A 14,911-nucleotide genomic window follows, 5' to 3' on the forward strand; every position below is an offset into this window, starting at 1 on the left:
GCCTCAGCCGACGATGCGCTTGAGGTGGGCCGAGGTGTGGGGCTGCAACGGCTGACCCACCATCGCCCGCTCCTCGACGTACGCCAGGTCGCCGTTGTTGACGATGCCGTACAGGCGCTGCGCCGCCGTGACGTCCTTGGCGGTCGCCGTGCGGACCACCGCGTCGGTGGAGATCTCCCACGACGTCTGGTTGCGCGGCTTGCCGTAGTACAGCTCCACGATCCCGGTGTTGTGCGTGAGCAGCACCTCGATCGTGTCGTCGGCCTGGGGACGCCAGAAGCCCGTCTCCCGCGCCGCCTGGCGGATCACGCCACCGTTCTCGTCGAGCAGCCACGCGCGGGCCTCGTAGTAGAGGAACGGGCGGCCGTCGTGCGCGAACGTGATCTGCTGCCCGTAGCGGTACGGGCCGTCGATCGTCGGGTACACGACCTCGCCCTCGCCGCGCCACACACCGACCAGCGGCAGCAGGGCCAGGCACGCGTCGTGCAGCGAGGGGCCGGAGCGCAGGTTCGCCGTGTCCGCCGGGATCGGCAGGTCGTCGAACTGCGGCAGGTTGCGCCCGCCGGTCACCTCGGCGCGCGAAGCGGCGGCCTGCACGGCCGCGTCACCACTGCCCGGAACGGGCCCGTCGCCGCTCATCGCTGGTCGGAGAACAGGCGGTACACCACGTACCCGGCGAACCACACGACCAGCAGGGACACGAGAACCAGCAGCCCGGTGAAGAAGTGTTCCACCCGGCCAGTCTAGGCACCGGACCCCGGAAGCCGCCGACCCCGGTGGCGAACGCCACCGGGGTCGGCGAAGGGGTAGCGCCGGGGGCAGCCCGTGCGCTCCCGCGTCTCGCGAGGGGGTCGGCCTCAGGCCACCGCGACCTCGACCGGGTGCACGCCCGGCCCGTCCGCGTTGACCGACGCCTGCCCGTTGCCGGACCGGTGCAGCGCGCGGATCGTCCACTGGCCCGGCGCGGCGAAGAACCGGAAGTCGCCGTCGGCCGAGGACACGACCTCGGCGGTGAACTCGCCCGAGGCGTCCAGCAGGCGCACGAACGCGCCGCCGACCGGAGCGCCCTCGGAGCGGACCTTGCCGGTCAGCACGACCTCGTTCGCACCCACCTGGATGTCCACGCCCTGCTGGGGCGCGCCGCAACCGTCCAAGCTCATGATCAGCCCTCCTTGCCGCTGCCGAGCTCGACCGGCACGCCGACCAGCGAGCCGTACTCGGTCCAGGAACCGTCGTAGTTCTTCACGTCCTCGTGGCCGAGCAGCTCGTGCAGCGCGAACCACGTGTGCGACGAGCGCTCGCCGATGCGGCAGTAGGCGATCGTCTTGCGGGAGCCGTCGAACCCGGCCTCGCCGTAGATCTCGGCCAGCTCCTCGTTCGACTTGAACGTGCCGTCCTCGTTGGCCGCCTTGCTCCACGGCACGTTGATCGCGCTCGGGATGTGGCCGGCGCGCTGCGCCTGCTCCTGCGGCAGGTGGGCGGGCGCGAGCAGCTTGCCGGAGAACTCGTCCGGCGAGCGCACGTCGACCAGGTTCTTGTTGCCGATCGCGTCCACGACCTCGTCGCGGAAGGCGCGGATCGCCAGGTTCTGCTCCTGGGCCTTGTACTCGGTCGCCGGGCGCTCGACCTGCTCCTTGTCCAGCGGGCGGCCGTCGAGCTCCCACTTCTTGCGGCCGCCGTCGAGCAGCTTCACGGTGTCGTGGCCGTAGAGCTTGAAGTACCAGTACGCGTAGGCGGCGAACCAGTTGTTGTTGCCGCCGTAGAGGATGACCGTGTCGTCGTTGGCGATGCCCTTGGCCGACAGCAGCTTCTCGAAGCCCTCGCGGTCGACGAAGTCGCGGCGCACCGGGTCCTGCAGCTCGTTCTTCCAGTCGATCTTCACCGCGCCCGGGATGTGGCCACCGTCGTAGGCGGTGGTGTCCTCGTCCACCTCCACGAACACCACACCGGGCGTGGTGAGGTTCTCCTCGGACCACGCGGCCGAGACCAGGACGTCTTCACGGCTCATCGAGCTGCTCCAATTTCTTCGTTCTTACTGCGACGGTGGTGTCACTGGGGTCGGGCGAGCGCGGGTGCGTAACGGCGCAGGAGCAGGAACATCTCGCAGCCCAGGCACAGGCCGACCGCGGCGTTGAGCAGCGCGGCGACCAGCGCGGCGGACGTCGCGACGACCCCGAGCGCGGTCAGGCCGGTGGCGTAGCCGATGGTGCCGGTCAACGCGAAGACGAACCCGACGCCCTGGGCGAACCGCAGCGGGGCGGCCTCCTCGCGCTCGGTGGTCGGCTTGATCCTCGGCTGCACCGCGAACCGGTAGACGTGACCCCACGGGTTGAGCTTGAGCGAGATGAACGCGCACATCCCGAACAGCACGGTCTGGGCGGCCAGCAGCCGCCACGACCCGGTCAGCAGGACGACCGCCAGGATGGCGGTGGTGATCCAGGCGCTGAACCGCGGTCCGCGCGGGTCGACCGGCGCGTCCTTGGTGGCGGTGGCATCTAAAGGCACGGGCGACCTCCTGACGGTGGACAAGACTGGCAGTCCGTCTCAGGCGGTGTTAGGGGCAGGCGCACACGCCCGTCAAGGGCACGTGGGCCGCCGGCGACCGCCCGGTCAGCGCGCCGCGCGACACAGGCTGCTGCGCACGCGGCACAGGTCCACCGCGAGTCGCTTGGTCAGCAGCGTGGTCATGGGATCGAGCCTAGCCGCTCATCCCTGCTGTCGGGAGTGGCGTCCACGTCGTGGGAACACCCAGGTTCACCCGATCGGTCCAGGCAGGTGTGGGCGCAAAGCCGCGACGAGCGCGTCGGGCTTCGGCACCCCGCCGACGCGCAGGAGCTCCGCGCCCGACGGCGTGAGGGCCAACGTCGTCGGCGCGCGCAGCACGCCCAAGTCGGCGGCGACCTCGGGCAGGTCCGTCACGTCCAGCTCGACGTGCCGCAGCCCCTCGACGCGGCCGGCGAGGCCCTCCAGCACCGCCCGCGCCTGCCGGCAGTTCGCGCACAACGTCGTGGAGAGCTGCACCAGCGTGACGGCGGCGTCCGGGTCCAGCAGGTCGCGCACGGGCGCGGGCAGGCTCACCGCGCGGGCCTTGGCCTCGCGCACCCGGCCGTCACGCGCGCGCAGCACCACGGCGATCACCGCGACGACCGCCACCGCGCCGAGCAACGCCCACACGCCGGTCACCTAGTTGCCGCCCTGGTCGAGGAGGATGTCGTTGATCGCGCCCTCCACGGTGAACGCGCCGCTCTCCACCTTCACCGCCGTGGGCGTCACCGTGAACGGCAACGCGCCGGGGTCGATGGTCACGCTCAACGCCTCGCGCACCACGCCGAGCACGGCGTCGAGCCCGTCAAGCGCCAGGTCGTCCAGCTCGACGTCGTTCACCGCGATCATCACCTGGCCGTTGACCAGCGACACCGTGCCGTAGGCGGTGATGCGGATGTCGCGGCCGGCGACCTTGGTCTTGCCCGACAGCTTCACCGCCGCGACCGTCGGGTCCGCCGCCTGCCCGTCGGTCACCTTGGTCCGCTTGTCCGGCTCGATCGCCAGGTCGGTGAACGGCGTGATCTGGTTGACCAGCCGGCTCAGGTCGTTGACCTTGATCTTGACGCTGCCCTTGACCTGGTCGATCCGCGCGTCGCGGGTGTTGCCCGCGAGCAGGTCCGACAGGCCGATGCGGGTGTGCTTGAGGTTCGCCCGGATCTCCAGGTCGCGCAGCTGGTCGCGCACCGGCACGCCGGTGGCGCTGATCTCGATGTCGCGGTAGTCGCCGCCGATCGCCTGCGTGATGAACGGGAAGCCGTTGATCCGGACCGACGGGTCCTCGCTGAGCCCGAACTTCTCCCGCATCTTCTGCGCGACCTGGTACTCGCCCACCGCGGCCAGCGCGAAGTCGGCCGCGACCAGCAGGGCGCCCACGACCAGCACGGTGATGATCAGCTTGCGGCCCCTCGCGGGACGGCGGCGTTCGGTCTCGGGAGTCGCGGTCATCGCCTGCCCTCTGTCGGGTCGGTGGGGTGCTGCGTGCGGTCGTCCAGCCAGGTCGCGATCCGGTCCACCAGAGAGGGTGTCATCGACGACTCGGCGTGCCGCACGCCGGGTTCCAGCCACAGCTGCGCGTCGCCGCCCGCCGCGCGGTGCAGCGCGACGGCGTGCGCGGGGCCGAAGTAGTGGTCCTGCTCACCGTGCACGATGAGCAGCGGGGTCGGGGTGATGCGGTGCACCACCTCCAGCGGGCTCTCCGGCGTGCTCCGCCACGGCGGGCCCAGGCGGACGCCCAGCGCGCGGGCGGCGAGCCTGCCGTGCGGCTGCTCGAGCAGCCAGTGCACCCGGCGCATCGCCACCGTGTCGCGGACCCACCAGCGCGACGGCGCGCTGACCGCCGCCACCGCGTCCGGCCGGTCCTCGTGCAGGCCCGCGTGCCGCAGGGCGACGGACGCGCCCATGGAGAAGCCGACGGTCGCCACCCGCCGGTAGCCGAGGTCGCGGGCGAGCGCGACGCCGGCCGCCAGGTCGTGGACCTCGTCGGCGCCGACGGTGGAGCGCCCGCCGGAGCGGCCGTGGCCCCGGAAGTCCAGCGCGACGACCCCGCCGTGCCGGGCGAACCGGTGCAACACGCGTGACACGAACGGTTTGCGAACGTGATTGGTGAAGCCGTGACCGACCACGAACGCGAGATCCGTCACGCACGGTGTTGATCTCACGTGCACCCCGTGCAGGGGCACGCCGTCATGTGACATGGATGTAACAGGCGTGACGCTTGTGGAAACAACTGTGACCCTGACCTGCTGACCTGGGTCTTTCGTGGTGTGCACCGGTATTGTCTCCGTCATCCGCAGGCAACGGGGCCCGGTCACCGTACTTCGCCTGTGCTTGGTCGGTGACCAAGCACCGGCCGAACGAGAGGGCGCCGCGATGAGTATCGATGTGCTGCTGCTGACCACCGACCCCGACCCCGAGGCGGTGCTGCCCGCGCTGTCGCTCCTCCCGCACGAAGTGCGCCCGCTGCGCCCGGAGGTCTCGGCGCTGCTCGAAGCAGGTCCGCACGACATCGTCCTGGTCGACGCCAGGACCGACCTCGTGGCCGCGCGCAGCCTGTGCCGGCTGCTCGACTCCAGCGGCGTGGACGTGCCCGTGGTGGCCGTCGTCACCGAGGGCGGCCTGGTCGCGGTCAACTCCGACTGGAGCGTGGACGAGATCCTGCTCCCCACCTCCGGCCCGGCCGAGGTGGACGCCCGGCTGCGCCTGGTGCGCTCCCGCCGCGGCGCCACGCAGCCCGGCGGCGACGGGTCGTTGCAGCTCGGCGAGCTGGTCATCGACGAGGCGACCTACACCGCCCGCCTGCGCGGCCGCCCGCTCGACCTGACCTACAAGGAGTTCGAGCTCCTCAAGTACCTGGCCCAGCACGCGGGCCGCGTGTTCACCCGCGCGCAGCTGCTCCAGGAGGTCTGGGGCTACGACTTCTTCGGCGGCACGCGCACGGTGGACGTGCACGTCCGGCGCCTGCGCGCCAAGCTGGGCCCCGAGCACGAGTCGCTCATCGGCACCGTGCGCAACGTGGGCTACAAGTTCGTCCGCCCGCCGCGCCCGGGCAGCGCCCGCCGCGTCGACCAGGTGGTGGACGCGCCGGAGAACACCATCGACGAAGCCGAGCTGATCTTCCGGGCCTAGCCCCGGCGAGGCGACCGACTTCCGGGGCGGCCTCGCCCGTCCTCGCGGAGCGAGGACAATCGAGCACTGTGGAATTGACCTGGTTCGACGTGTTGTCCCCCGAGCAGGCCGATGAGGTCTCCGGTCTGCTCGGGGCCGCCGAAGCCGCCGACGGTGTCGCTCCCGTCGGCGAGGCCGTCCTGCTGCGCCTGCGCCCCGACGCGCCCGGCAGCCGGCACCTGCTGGCCCGTGATGGCGACGAGCTCGTCGGCTACCTGCACCTCGACGTCTTCGGCGACGCCGACGGCAACGAGGTCGCCGAGCTGGCCGTGCACCCCGACCACCGCCGCCGCGGCCATGGCACCGCGCTGGTCGAGGCCGTGGCCGACCGCGCGAAGCCGCTGCGCGTCTGGTCGCACGGCGGTCACCCCGGCGCGGAGGCGCTGGCCGCCGGGCTCGGCTACCGCAAGGTCCGCGAACTGCTGCGCCTGCGCCGCCCGCTGGACGCCGACCTGCCCGCGCCCGTGCTGCCCGACGGCGTCACGCTGCGCGCGTTCGTGCCCGGTCGGGACGAGGCGGCCGTCGTCTACGTCAACCACCGGGCGTTCGCGTGGCACCCCGAGCAGGGCGCGATGAGCATCGAGGACGTGCGGCAGAAGGAGGAGCAGCCGTGGTTCGACCCGGCCGGGTTCCTCCTCGCCGTCGACGCCGAGGGGCGGCTGCTGGGCTTCCACTGGACCAAGGCGCACACCGCCGACCTCGGCGAGGTGTACGTGGTGGGCGTGGACCCGGACGCGCAGGGCGGCGGCCTGGGCAAGGCGATCACGTTGGCGGGCCTGGCGCACCTGCGTGACGCGGGCCTCACCGAGGTGATGCTCTACGTCGAGTCCGACAACGCTGCGGCGTTGGCCGTGTACGACCGGTTGGGTTTCACGCGCTGGGACTCGGACGTCCAATACGCCCGGTAGTGACAAACCCATCACGCCATGCAAACGTGCAGGTCACGGGACACCCAAAAGGCGGTGTACTCCGTCACTTCCCGTGTGGTGTTCACTCGTCGTTCACCTTCTCCTGGGGGCCTGTCCACCCTCGCTACCTACCGTCCGTGTCGAGCGGCGGGGCTTCGCCGCGCAACCCGCTTCCGTAGCTGGAGGACTCCCAGGTGAAGACCAAGCGACACGGCGCCGTACTCGGCCTGATCGCGGCCGGTGCGCTTCTGCTCACCGCGTGTGGCAGCGACAACAACGCCCCCGCGGGCGGGACGTCGGCGGCCGGCGACACGGCCTCCTCCGTGCCCGTCGAGTGCGGTGGCAAGTCGAAGCTGAGCGCCGAGGGCTCTTCCGCGCAGCAGAACGCGATCGCCACGTTCATCCAGGCCTACCAGGCGAAGTGCCCGGGTTCCGACCTCGCCTACAACGCCTCCGGCTCCGGTGCGGGCGTCAAGCAGTTCAACGCGGGCCAGGTCGACTTCGGCGGCTCCGACTCGCCGCTGTCGGAGAGCAAGGGCGAGGTCGCCGCGGCGGCCGAGCGCTGCAAGGGCAACCCGGCGTGGAACCTGCCGCTGGTGTTCGGCCCGGTCGCGCTGGGCTACAAGCTCGAGGGCGTCAAGGACCTGGTCCTCAACGGCGAGGTGACCGCCAAGATCTTCAACGGCGGCATCAAGAAGTGGAACGACCCGGCCATCGCGGCGCTGAACTCCGGCGCGTCGCTGCCGGACAAGGACATCAAGGTCGTCTACCGCTCGGACGAGTCGGGCACGACGGACAACTTCCAGAAGTACCTGACCGCCGCCTCCAAGGGCGCGTGGACCCAGGGTGACGGCAAGCAGTTCAAGGGCGGTGTCGGCGAGGCCAAGGAGAAGTCCGCCGGTGTCGCGCAGGCCGCGGGCTCCGTCGACGGCGCCATCACCTACGTCGAGCTGTCGTTCGCGCAGGACAACAAGCTGTCCCTGGCCAAGATCGACAACGGCGCCGGCCCGGTCGAGCTGACCAACGAGACGGTCGGCAAGGCCATCGACGGCGCCAAGATCAAGGGCACCGGCAACGACCTGGTCCTCGACCTGAACTCGATCTACGGCTCCACCACCGCGGGCGCCTACCCGCTGCTGCTGGCCACCTACGAGATCGTCTGCTCCAAGGGCTACGACGCCGACACCGCGAAGGCCGTCAAGGCGTTCCTCACGGTCGCGGCGACGAGCGGCCAGGACGGCCTGGCGGACGCGGGCTACGCTCCGCTGCCCAAGGCCTTCCAGGACAAGCTGCTGACCGCCATCAAGGCCATCGCCTGACCAGGCCGGCACACTTCCCGGGAACGCCATTGCGATGAACGACCGCACAGTGGCCCCACGCCCCGCGGGCACCGGCACGACCGGTGCCCGTGAGGGCGTTCCGGCTGCCCGACCCGCCTCGGAGGCCCCGATTCCCCCGATCACGGAAGCCGAGAAGAAGACACACGTCCGGCCGGGTGACCGGATCTTCGCAGGCCTGGCCACGGGGTCGGGCATCTTCATCGTGGTCCTGATCGCGGCGATCGGCGTCTTCCTGCTGCTCCAGGCCATCCCCTCGCTCGCCCTGGACAAGGTCAACTTCCTGACCAGCCGCGAGTGGTCCACCGGCGACGTCAACGACATGCGCTACGGCATCCTGGACCTGCTCCTGGTCACCGTGGTGTCGTCCGCGTTCGCGCTGATCATCGCGATGCCGATCGCCCTGGGCATCGCCCTGTTCCTCACCCAGTACGCGCCGCGCCGGCTCGCCCGGCCCTTCGCCTACGTCATCGACCTGCTGGCCGCCGTGCCGTCGATCATCTTCGGCCTGTGGGGCCTGCTCGTGCTCGGCCCGGTGCTCACCCCGATCGGCGAGTGGCTGACCGCCAACCTCGGCTGGATCCCGCTGTTCGACACGGGCAACGTCAGCATCGAGCTCGGCGGCACCATCTTCACCGCCGGCATCGTGCTGGCCGTGATGATCCTGCCGATCATCACCGCGGTCAGCCGCGAGGTGTTCGACCGCACCCCGGTCACCCACGTGGAAGGCGCCATCGCGCTCGGCGCCACCAAGTGGGAGGTCGTGCGGACCACCGTGCTGCCGTTCGGCAAGGCGGGCTACGTCAGCGCCTCCATGCTCGGCCTCGGTCGCGCCCTCGGCGAGACGATCGCCTTGACGATCATCCTCAGCGGCACGGGCGCCGCGTTCGCGTGGAGCCTGTTCGACGGCGGCGCGACGTTCGCGTCGAAGATCGCCCTGGCCGCGCCCGAGTTCAACGACCCGCGCACGGCGGGCGCCTACATCGCCGCCGGCCTGGTGCTGTTCGTGCTCACGTTCGGCGTCAACGCCATCGCCCGGTCCATCGTCGCCGGTCACAAGGAGTACGAATGACGACCGACACGGCGGACCTGAACCGCCTCGCCACGCCGCCGACGTTCCAGAGCGTCAGCGGCGCGCGCAAGCTCAAGAACGGCATCGCCACCGCGCTGGTGTACGGGGCGTTCCTCGTCGCGATCGTGCCGCTGGTCTGGGTGCTGTTCGTGGTGATCCAGCGCGGGTTCCCGGTGGTGCTCGACGGCGACTGGTGGCAGAAGTCGCTGTCCGGCCTGCTGGGCCGCCAGCAGGGCGGCGGCGTCTACCACGCGATCTACGGCACGCTGGTGCAGGGCCTGGTGTGCGGTGTGCTGTCCGTGCCGATCGGCCTGTTCGTCGGCGTGTACCTGGTGGAGTACGGCGGCCGGTCGAAGCTCGCCCGGGCCACCACGTTCATGGTCGACATCCTGACCGGTGTGCCGTCCATCGTGGCCGCCCTGTTCGTCTACACGCTGTGGATCACCTACTTCGGCTTCGGCCGCAGCGGGTTCGCGGTGTCCCTCGCGCTGGTGCTGCTGATGGTGCCGGTGATCGTGCGGACCACCGAGGAGATGCTCAAGATCGTGCCGGACGAGCTGCGCGAGGCGTCCTACGCGCTCGGCATCCCGAAGTGGAAGACGATCGTGAAGGTCGTCGTCCCGACCGCGCTGTCCGGCATCATCACCGGCATCATGCTGGCGCTGGCCCGGGTCATGGGCGAGACCGCGCCGGTGCTCGTGCTGGCCGCGTACGCGCCGTACATCAACTACAACCTGTTCGAAGGGCCGATGGCGTCGCTGCCGCTGCTGATGACCTCGGAGCGGAACAACCCGACGCAGGCCGGTTTCGAGCGGATCTGGGGTGCGGCGATCACCCTGGTCATCATCATCACGCTGTTCAACCTGCTGGCGACCGTGATCTCGCGGTGGCTGGCTCCGAAGACGAAGTGAGCGGGCGGTCATGGCCAAGCGCATCGACGTGAAAGACCTCAACCTGTACTACGGCAAGTTCCACGCCGTGGACGGTGTCTCGCTCGCCGTGCCGCCGAAGAACGTGACGGCGTTCATCGGCCCGTCCGGTTGCGGGAAGTCCACCGTGCTGCGGTCGTTGAACCGCATGCACGAGGTGGCGCCCGGGGCCCGGGTGGAGGGCACCGTGCTGCTCGACGGCGAGGACATCTACGCGTCCTCCGTCGACCCGGTGCAGGTGCGCCGGACCATCGGCATGGTGTTCCAGCGCCCCAACCCGTTCCCGACGATGTCCATCCGGGACAACGTCGTGGCGGGCCTGAAGCTCGCGGGCGAGCGGAACAAGAAGAAGCTCGACGAGGTGGCCGAGCGGTCGTTGCGCGGGGCGAACCTGTGGAACGAGGTCAAGGACCGCCTCGACCGACCCGGCGGCGGCCTGTCCGGCGGTCAGCAGCAGCGGCTGTGCATCGCGCGGGCGATCGCCGTGCAGCCGGACGTGCTGCTGATGGACGAGCCGTGCTCGGCGCTGGACCCCATCTCGACCCTGGCGATCGAAGACCTGATCACGGAGTTGAAGAAGGAGTACACGATCGTCATCGTCACCCACAACATGCAGCAGGCGGCGCGGGTCAGCGACCAGACCGCGTTCTTCAACCTGCTGGGTGTCGGTCAGCCGGGCCGGCTGATCGAGGTGGACGACACGGAGAAGATCTTCTCCAACCCGAGCCAGAAGGCCACCGAGGACTACATCTCGGGCCGCTTCGGCTGATCCACCCCGGTTCCCGGAAGCCCTCCCACCTGCAGCGGGAGGGCTTCCGCGCGTTCGGGTGACAACGGAACCGCGCGGTCGTCCCTGCCGTCAAAATCAAGACATGGTCCTCCGTTCGGGGGTACCGTGACCGATGGGATCGGCAGACTCGCAGGGGGTAACCGTGGCGGCGGAAGGTGCGTGGAGCGCACAGTCCATGCAAGCTATGACGGCCAGCATGGTGGGGCTGAAGCAGGCCGCCGAGTCCGGTTCGTTCGCCATCAGCCAGGAGGGCGCCGAGGCCTACCTGAAGGCCATCGACAGCGCGCAGAAGGATCTGCGGAAGATGGACGGGGACGTGCTGCTGCTCCGGCAGGACGTCAAGCTCGGCACCAGTCCGGACGGCACCGCCATGGCCCGTTACAACAGGGAGAGTGTCGAGGGCGGTGCCGGGACGTCGGGCATCGTGCCCGCCATCGATCAACTGAAGGTGGCACTGGAAGAAGCACGGCTGGCGCTTCAGAAGGCGATCGAGAACTATCGCGAGGTTGACGACTCCAATGCCGGTACCTACAAGCGCTACTGAGGGTGGAACCAGTTGATCAAGGTATTGTCGGCCCGCGTCTTTCTCGCGTCGGTGGTGCTCGGGCTGGTCCTCACCGGCTGCACCACCGAGGGCACTCCCACCCCGAGTGCCGGCTCCACCACCACCGAGAAGACTGTGGAAACCACCACCAGTACGAAGGCTTCCGGCAGCGGCAACACTCTTGCCGACTTTGACGCTTGCGAGGCCCTGAAGTCCGCAGCCGGGTTGCAACTGACCGAGATCGAAGCGGACGGCCAAGCCTGCGACGCGGAGTTCTCCGCCACGACGTCGGTGACGGTCAAGGCGCAGCCGTCACTGAAGATCGACGAGGCGGTTGGAAAAGAGCTGTCGGACATCACGGTCGGGTCGCGCAAGGCCAAACTCGTGAAGGCTCCGTCGTCGGAGTCGTCGTGCTTGGTCGCCATCGAGGTGACCGCCACCTCTAGGGTCGATGTGGGAGCCTCCGCGAACGCCTCGCAAGCTGAGGCGTGCGAGGCCGCCACCAAGGTCGCCGAAGCCATCGAACCGAAGCTGCCCAAGTAACCCGAGGGGGGAGAACGTCGTGACGCCGCCGAACTCGCAGCCGTCGTACGGACCGCCGCCGCAGCCGCACAACAACAGCCAGGCGACCCAGGTCACCTACGCCGGCCAGACCGAAGCCGAGCTGCGCGCCGAGTACGAGCGCGAGCGCGCCGCCCACCCCGGGATCTTCGGCGCCATCACGACGCTCGACGACTACCTGCGCTACAAGCAGCAGTCCGCCCAGTACCAGTCCGCGCAGGAGCAGCAGCTGGAGCAGGTGGTCGAGAGCTACCGCCCGCCGCTGTCCCCGCCCGGCTCGAACTACCTGGCCTGGGACCACAAGGCGCTGCAGCAGATGGTCACCGAGAACATGGCCCCCAGCACCGCCAACGAGCAGGGCGAGGCCTGGACCAAGATCGGCAACACGCTGGCCGAGCTGCAGGCCAACCTGACCAGCGCGACGGCCGCCAGCAAGGGCGCGTGGCAGGGCGCGGCGGCGGAGGCGGCGCAGGGGTACTTCACCAACGTGGCCACCTGGTCCGGCAACGCGGCCCAGGGCGCGCAGCTCACCGGCAACAAGCTGTACGCCCAGAGCACGGCGGCCGAGCAGGCGAAGAACGCGATGCCCGAGCCGGTCGAGTTCAGCACCGCCGACGCCTACAAGATGTTCTTCTCCGAGCCCAACCCGTTCAAGTGGGCCGAGACGATCGACCAGATCGAGCAGAAGTTCGAGGAGAAGCAGCAGGCCCACGAACGTGCGGCCGAGGTCATGACGACCATGTCCACGAGCTTCCAGGAGTCGGGCTCCACCATGCCCGCCTTCTCCCCGCCGCCGCCCATGGAGGGTTCCGGCGGCAGCGGCGACCCCGGTCGCCCCGGCACGGGCGAGATCAACGGCCGGCCGACCGTCCCCAGCGGCACGGGCAACGGCACGGGCAGCGGCAGCGGCAGCGGGTTCGGCGACCTCGGCGTGCCCGGCGGTGGCGGCAGTGGCAACGGCAGCGGCGGTGGCAACACCAACCAGTCCGGTTTGAACGGTCCCGGCGGTGGCACGACGACGTTGCCCGGTCCCGGCGGCGGCGGTGGTGGCGGGAACACGAACATCCCCGGCCCCGGCAACGGCCCCTACCCGCCCGGCATCTACCCGCCGGGCACGGGCCCCAACCAGCGGCCGACGACCCCGCCCGGCGGACGTCCCCCCGGCATGCCGAACGGTCCCGGCCGGGGCCCCGGCGGCGGTCCCGGTGGCCGTGGCTTCGGCGGCGGCCCGGGTGGCCTCCCCGGTGGTGGCCCCGGCGGCATGGCCGCGGCCGGTCGCGGTGGCCTGGGCGGCTTCGGCCCCGGCGGCAGCGCGGGCACGCTCGGTGAAGCGGGTCGATCGGGCTCCGGCGGGTTCGGGCCGGGCGGCAGCGGTGGTCTCGCGGGCGCGGGTGCGGCGGGTCGTGGCGGTCCCGGCGGCGCGGGCGCGGCGGGCATGGGCGGCGCGGGCGCGGGCCGCGGCGGTGGCGAGGAGGACAAGGAGCACAAGGCCGCGTCCTACCTGGTGGAGACCGAGGACGTCTTCGGTGACGGCACCATGGTCGCCCCGCCGGTCATCGGCGGGTGAGCGTGTTCTCGTTCGCCTTGTCGTTCGCGGCGGCCGACATGCTCTGGGAGGACCTGAAGCTCGGCAGCCGTCCCTACCCGTTCGAGTTCCCCTACTTCGGGCAGACGTTCGACGAGCGGCGCGGCATCCGCGACGCCGTGTACCGCGACCTCGAGTCACGCGGCCTGGCCCGGCGCGGCCGGGTCGCGCCCGAGGTGGAGGAAGCGCTCACCCTGTTGGTGCGCTTCGACTACAGCCTCAACGCGATCGCGTCCCTCGACGCGCGCAACGTCGAGCGCCAACTGCTGGCGCGCGGCGGCGCGGCCGGTGAGAACGCGGCGCTCGCCGTGATGGACGACCGGCAGATCAAGGTCGACCTGATGCGGGCGCCCGCGCTGCTGCGCGCGGTCGTGGACCTCGTGCCGCCCGCCCGCCCGGGCCCCGGCCAGTCGATCACGGTGCCGATGCCGACATCCGCGCCACCGCCGCCACCGCGCCCCGACGACGACTTCGGCAACGCGCGGTTCACCCAGGCCATGGCCCCGCGCTCGTCGACGTCCACCCAGGTCCGCGCGTTGGAGGCGGTGTTCGAACGGCCCCGGCTGCGCGCCGGCCAGTTCGGCGTCACGGTCCGCGGCAGGCACGGCCGCGAGCAGCGCGCGCCGCAAGTCGCGTGGTTCGACAACGACCAGGGCCGCTACATGTCGCAGACGCGGCAGGGGCCGGACGGCCAGAAGTGGCTCACCCACGCCCCCGCCGACAACGCGCGCATCGCCGCCCAGCTCGCGCAGGAGCTGAACGGCCTGCTCACCTGACGGTCAGGAGCCGTCGGCGTGGTAGCCGGGCATCCGGCCCGTGACCACGAAGACGGTGCGCTTGGCCACCGACACGGCGTGGTCGGCGAAGCGCTCGTAGAACCGGCCCAGCAGGGTCGTGTCGACCGCGGATGGCACGCCGTGCTGCCAGTCCTTGTCCATGATCACGGTGAACAGGTGCCGGTGCAGGTCGTCCATCGCGTCGTCGGCGTCCTCCAACGACCGCGCCCGCTCCACGTCCTGCGTGCGGATGATGTCGGTCGCCTCGCGCGCCAGCTCGACCGCGATGCGGCCCATCTCGGCGAAGTACGGCCGCACGGTCTCCGGCAGGACCGGGTTCGGGTGCCTGCGGCGCGCGGCCTTGGCCACGTGCAGCGCCAGGTCGCCCATCCGCTCGACGCTCTCGGCGGCGTGGATGACCGACAGCACGATGCGCAGGTCGGTCGCGACCGGGGCCTGCAACGCCAGCAGCGCGTAGGCCTGCTCCTCGATGGCCGACCGCACGTCGTCGATCTTGGCGTCGTCACCGATCACCTGCTCGGCGAGGGCTAGGTCAGCCCCGAGCAGGGACGCGGTCGCGCGCTCCATCGCGTCACCGGCCATGCCGCACATGTCGGCGAGCTGGCCGGCGAGTTGTCCGAGCTGGTCGTGGTAGGCCTCACGCATGGCCGTCAGCCTACGGCCAGGTCATCGCGGTAGC

At 70.6% G+C, this 14,911-nt stretch carries 19 protein-coding genes; 10 read left to right on the top strand and 9 right to left on the bottom strand.

Annotation, left to right across the window (positions count from 1 at the left end):
• Window positions 1-3: 3 nt before the first annotated feature.
• The 8 genes from LZG04_RS13290 to LZG04_RS13320 form a co-directional block, all read right to left on the bottom strand.
• The gene (locus LZG04_RS13290; protein WP_233816614.1) at window positions 4-639 is read right to left on the bottom strand and encodes an FABP family protein; all 636 of its coding nucleotides are present in this window, start codon (window positions 637-639) and stop codon (window positions 4-6) included.
• A 218-nt stretch (window positions 640-857) separates the two neighbouring features.
• A complete protein-coding gene (locus tag LZG04_RS13295) occupies window positions 858-1,160 on the bottom strand; it encodes a DUF1416 domain-containing protein (RefSeq protein ID WP_233816616.1) in 303 nt (100 codons plus the stop codon).
• 2 nt (window positions 1,161-1,162) lie between these two features.
• On the bottom strand, window positions 1,163-2,008 hold the full coding sequence (locus LZG04_RS13300) for a sulfurtransferase (protein WP_233816618.1): 846 nt from the start codon (window positions 2,006-2,008) through the stop codon (window positions 1,163-1,165).
• 41 nt (window positions 2,009-2,049) lie between these two features.
• Window positions 2,050-2,505 (bottom strand): DUF4395 domain-containing protein, encoded by a 456-nt coding sequence (locus LZG04_RS13305; RefSeq protein WP_233816620.1) that lies wholly within the window; start codon window positions 2,503-2,505, stop codon window positions 2,050-2,052.
• 105 nt (window positions 2,506-2,610) lie between these two features.
• Window positions 2,611-2,688, bottom strand: coding sequence for a putative leader peptide (locus tag LZG04_RS43015; protein WP_360462167.1), 78 nt, complete (start codon window positions 2,686-2,688; stop codon window positions 2,611-2,613).
• Between the two features lie 66 nt (window positions 2,689-2,754).
• On the bottom strand, window positions 2,755-3,183 hold the full coding sequence (locus tag LZG04_RS13310; RefSeq protein ID WP_233816622.1) for a thioredoxin family protein: 429 nt from the start codon (window positions 3,181-3,183) through the stop codon (window positions 2,755-2,757).
• Complete coding sequence (locus LZG04_RS13315) at window positions 3,184-3,990, bottom strand: DUF2993 domain-containing protein (RefSeq protein WP_233816624.1); 807 nt, start codon at window positions 3,988-3,990, stop codon at window positions 3,184-3,186.
• Complete coding sequence (locus LZG04_RS13320; RefSeq protein WP_267936194.1) at window positions 3,987-4,739, bottom strand: S9 family peptidase; 753 nt, start codon at window positions 4,737-4,739, stop codon at window positions 3,987-3,989. The genes LZG04_RS13315 and LZG04_RS13320 overlap by 4 nt, the downstream gene beginning before the upstream one ends.
• A 175-nt stretch (window positions 4,740-4,914) precedes the next feature.
• On the opposite strand from LZG04_RS13320, the gene LZG04_RS13325 reads away from it, so the two are divergent.
• From LZG04_RS13325 to LZG04_RS13370, 10 genes are all read left to right on the top strand, one after another.
• Window positions 4,915-5,670 (top strand): response regulator transcription factor, encoded by a 756-nt coding sequence (locus LZG04_RS13325; RefSeq protein WP_233816628.1) that lies wholly within the window; start codon window positions 4,915-4,917, stop codon window positions 5,668-5,670.
• A 68-nt stretch (window positions 5,671-5,738) separates the two neighbouring features.
• On the top strand, window positions 5,739-6,617 hold the full coding sequence (gene mshD / locus LZG04_RS13330; protein ID WP_374202815.1) for a mycothiol synthase: 879 nt from the start codon (window positions 5,739-5,741) through the stop codon (window positions 6,615-6,617).
• Window positions 6,618-6,811: 194 nt separating this feature from the next.
• A complete protein-coding gene (pstS, locus tag LZG04_RS13335) occupies window positions 6,812-7,936 on the top strand; it encodes a phosphate ABC transporter substrate-binding protein PstS (RefSeq protein ID WP_233816630.1) in 1,125 nt (374 codons plus the stop codon).
• Window positions 7,937-7,970: 34 nt separating this feature from the next.
• On the top strand, window positions 7,971-9,026 hold the full coding sequence (gene pstC, locus LZG04_RS13340; RefSeq protein ID WP_233816632.1) for a phosphate ABC transporter permease subunit PstC: 1,056 nt from the start codon (window positions 7,971-7,973) through the stop codon (window positions 9,024-9,026).
• Entirely contained in the window at window positions 9,023-9,937 is a 915-nt protein-coding gene (pstA, locus tag LZG04_RS13345) for a phosphate ABC transporter permease PstA (protein ID WP_233816634.1), read from the top strand. Before pstC ends, pstA begins: the two co-directional genes overlap by 4 nt.
• Before the next feature lie 10 nt (window positions 9,938-9,947).
• The gene (gene pstB / locus LZG04_RS13350; protein ID WP_141980105.1) at window positions 9,948-10,724 is read left to right on the top strand and encodes a phosphate ABC transporter ATP-binding protein PstB; all 777 of its coding nucleotides are present in this window, start codon (window positions 9,948-9,950) and stop codon (window positions 10,722-10,724) included.
• 205 nt (window positions 10,725-10,929) lie between these two features.
• Window positions 10,930-11,289, top strand: coding sequence for a hypothetical protein (locus LZG04_RS13355; protein ID WP_233816636.1), 360 nt, complete (start codon window positions 10,930-10,932; stop codon window positions 11,287-11,289).
• Between the two features lie 12 nt (window positions 11,290-11,301).
• Window positions 11,302-11,832, top strand: coding sequence for a DUF3558 family protein (locus tag LZG04_RS13360; protein ID WP_233816638.1), 531 nt, complete (start codon window positions 11,302-11,304; stop codon window positions 11,830-11,832).
• A 19-nt stretch (window positions 11,833-11,851) separates the two neighbouring features.
• Window positions 11,852-13,417 carry a hypothetical protein gene (locus LZG04_RS42490; RefSeq protein WP_308199068.1) on the top strand — a complete coding sequence of 522 codons (1,566 nt, stop codon included), beginning with the start codon at window positions 11,852-11,854 and terminating at the stop codon, window positions 13,415-13,417.
• Entirely contained in the window at window positions 13,414-14,211 is a 798-nt protein-coding gene (locus LZG04_RS13370; RefSeq protein ID WP_233816640.1) for an ESX secretion-associated protein EspG, read from the top strand. Before LZG04_RS42490 ends, LZG04_RS13370 begins: the two co-directional genes overlap by 4 nt.
• A 3-nt stretch (window positions 14,212-14,214) precedes the next feature.
• Here the strand turns inward: LZG04_RS13370 and phoU are convergent, their stop codons facing one another.
• A complete protein-coding gene (phoU, locus tag LZG04_RS13375) occupies window positions 14,215-14,877 on the bottom strand; it encodes a phosphate signaling complex protein PhoU (protein WP_233816642.1) in 663 nt (220 codons plus the stop codon).
• Between the last annotated feature and the right edge of the window lie 34 nt (window positions 14,878-14,911).

The sequence above is a fragment of the Saccharothrix sp. S26 genome (assembly GCF_021390395.1).
Lineage (GTDB): Bacteria > Actinomycetota > Actinomycetes > Mycobacteriales > Pseudonocardiaceae > Actinosynnema.

Coding starts and splice junctions, on each gene's coding strand:
- LZG04_RS13290 (WP_233816614.1), bottom strand. CDS start 639: ATGAGCGGCGACGGGCCCGTTCCGGGCAGTGGTGACGCGGCCGTGCAG.
- LZG04_RS13295 (WP_233816616.1), bottom strand. CDS start 1,160: ATGAGCTTGGACGGTTGCGGCGCGCCCCAGCAGGGCGTGGACATCCAG.
- LZG04_RS13300 (WP_233816618.1), bottom strand. CDS start 2,008: ATGAGCCGTGAAGACGTCCTGGTCTCGGCCGCGTGGTCCGAGGAGAAC.
- LZG04_RS43015 (WP_360462167.1), bottom strand. CDS start 2,688: ATGACCACGCTGCTGACCAAGCGACTCGCGGTGGACCTGTGCCGCGTG.
- LZG04_RS13315 (WP_233816624.1), bottom strand. CDS start 3,990: ATGACCGCGACTCCCGAGACCGAACGCCGCCGTCCCGCGAGGGGCCGC.
- LZG04_RS13320 (WP_267936194.1), bottom strand. CDS start 4,739: ATGTCACATGACGGCGTGCCCCTGCACGGGGTGCACGTGAGATCAACA.
- LZG04_RS13325 (WP_233816628.1), top strand. CDS start 4,915: ATGAGTATCGATGTGCTGCTGCTGACCACCGACCCCGACCCCGAGGCG.
- pstC (WP_233816632.1), top strand. CDS start 7,971: ATGAACGACCGCACAGTGGCCCCACGCCCCGCGGGCACCGGCACGACC.
- pstA (WP_233816634.1), top strand. CDS start 9,023: ATGACGACCGACACGGCGGACCTGAACCGCCTCGCCACGCCGCCGACG.
- pstB (WP_141980105.1), top strand. CDS start 9,948: ATGGCCAAGCGCATCGACGTGAAAGACCTCAACCTGTACTACGGCAAG.
- LZG04_RS13355 (WP_233816636.1), top strand. CDS start 10,930: ATGACGGCCAGCATGGTGGGGCTGAAGCAGGCCGCCGAGTCCGGTTCG.
- phoU (WP_233816642.1), bottom strand. CDS start 14,877: ATGCGTGAGGCCTACCACGACCAGCTCGGACAACTCGCCGGCCAGCTC.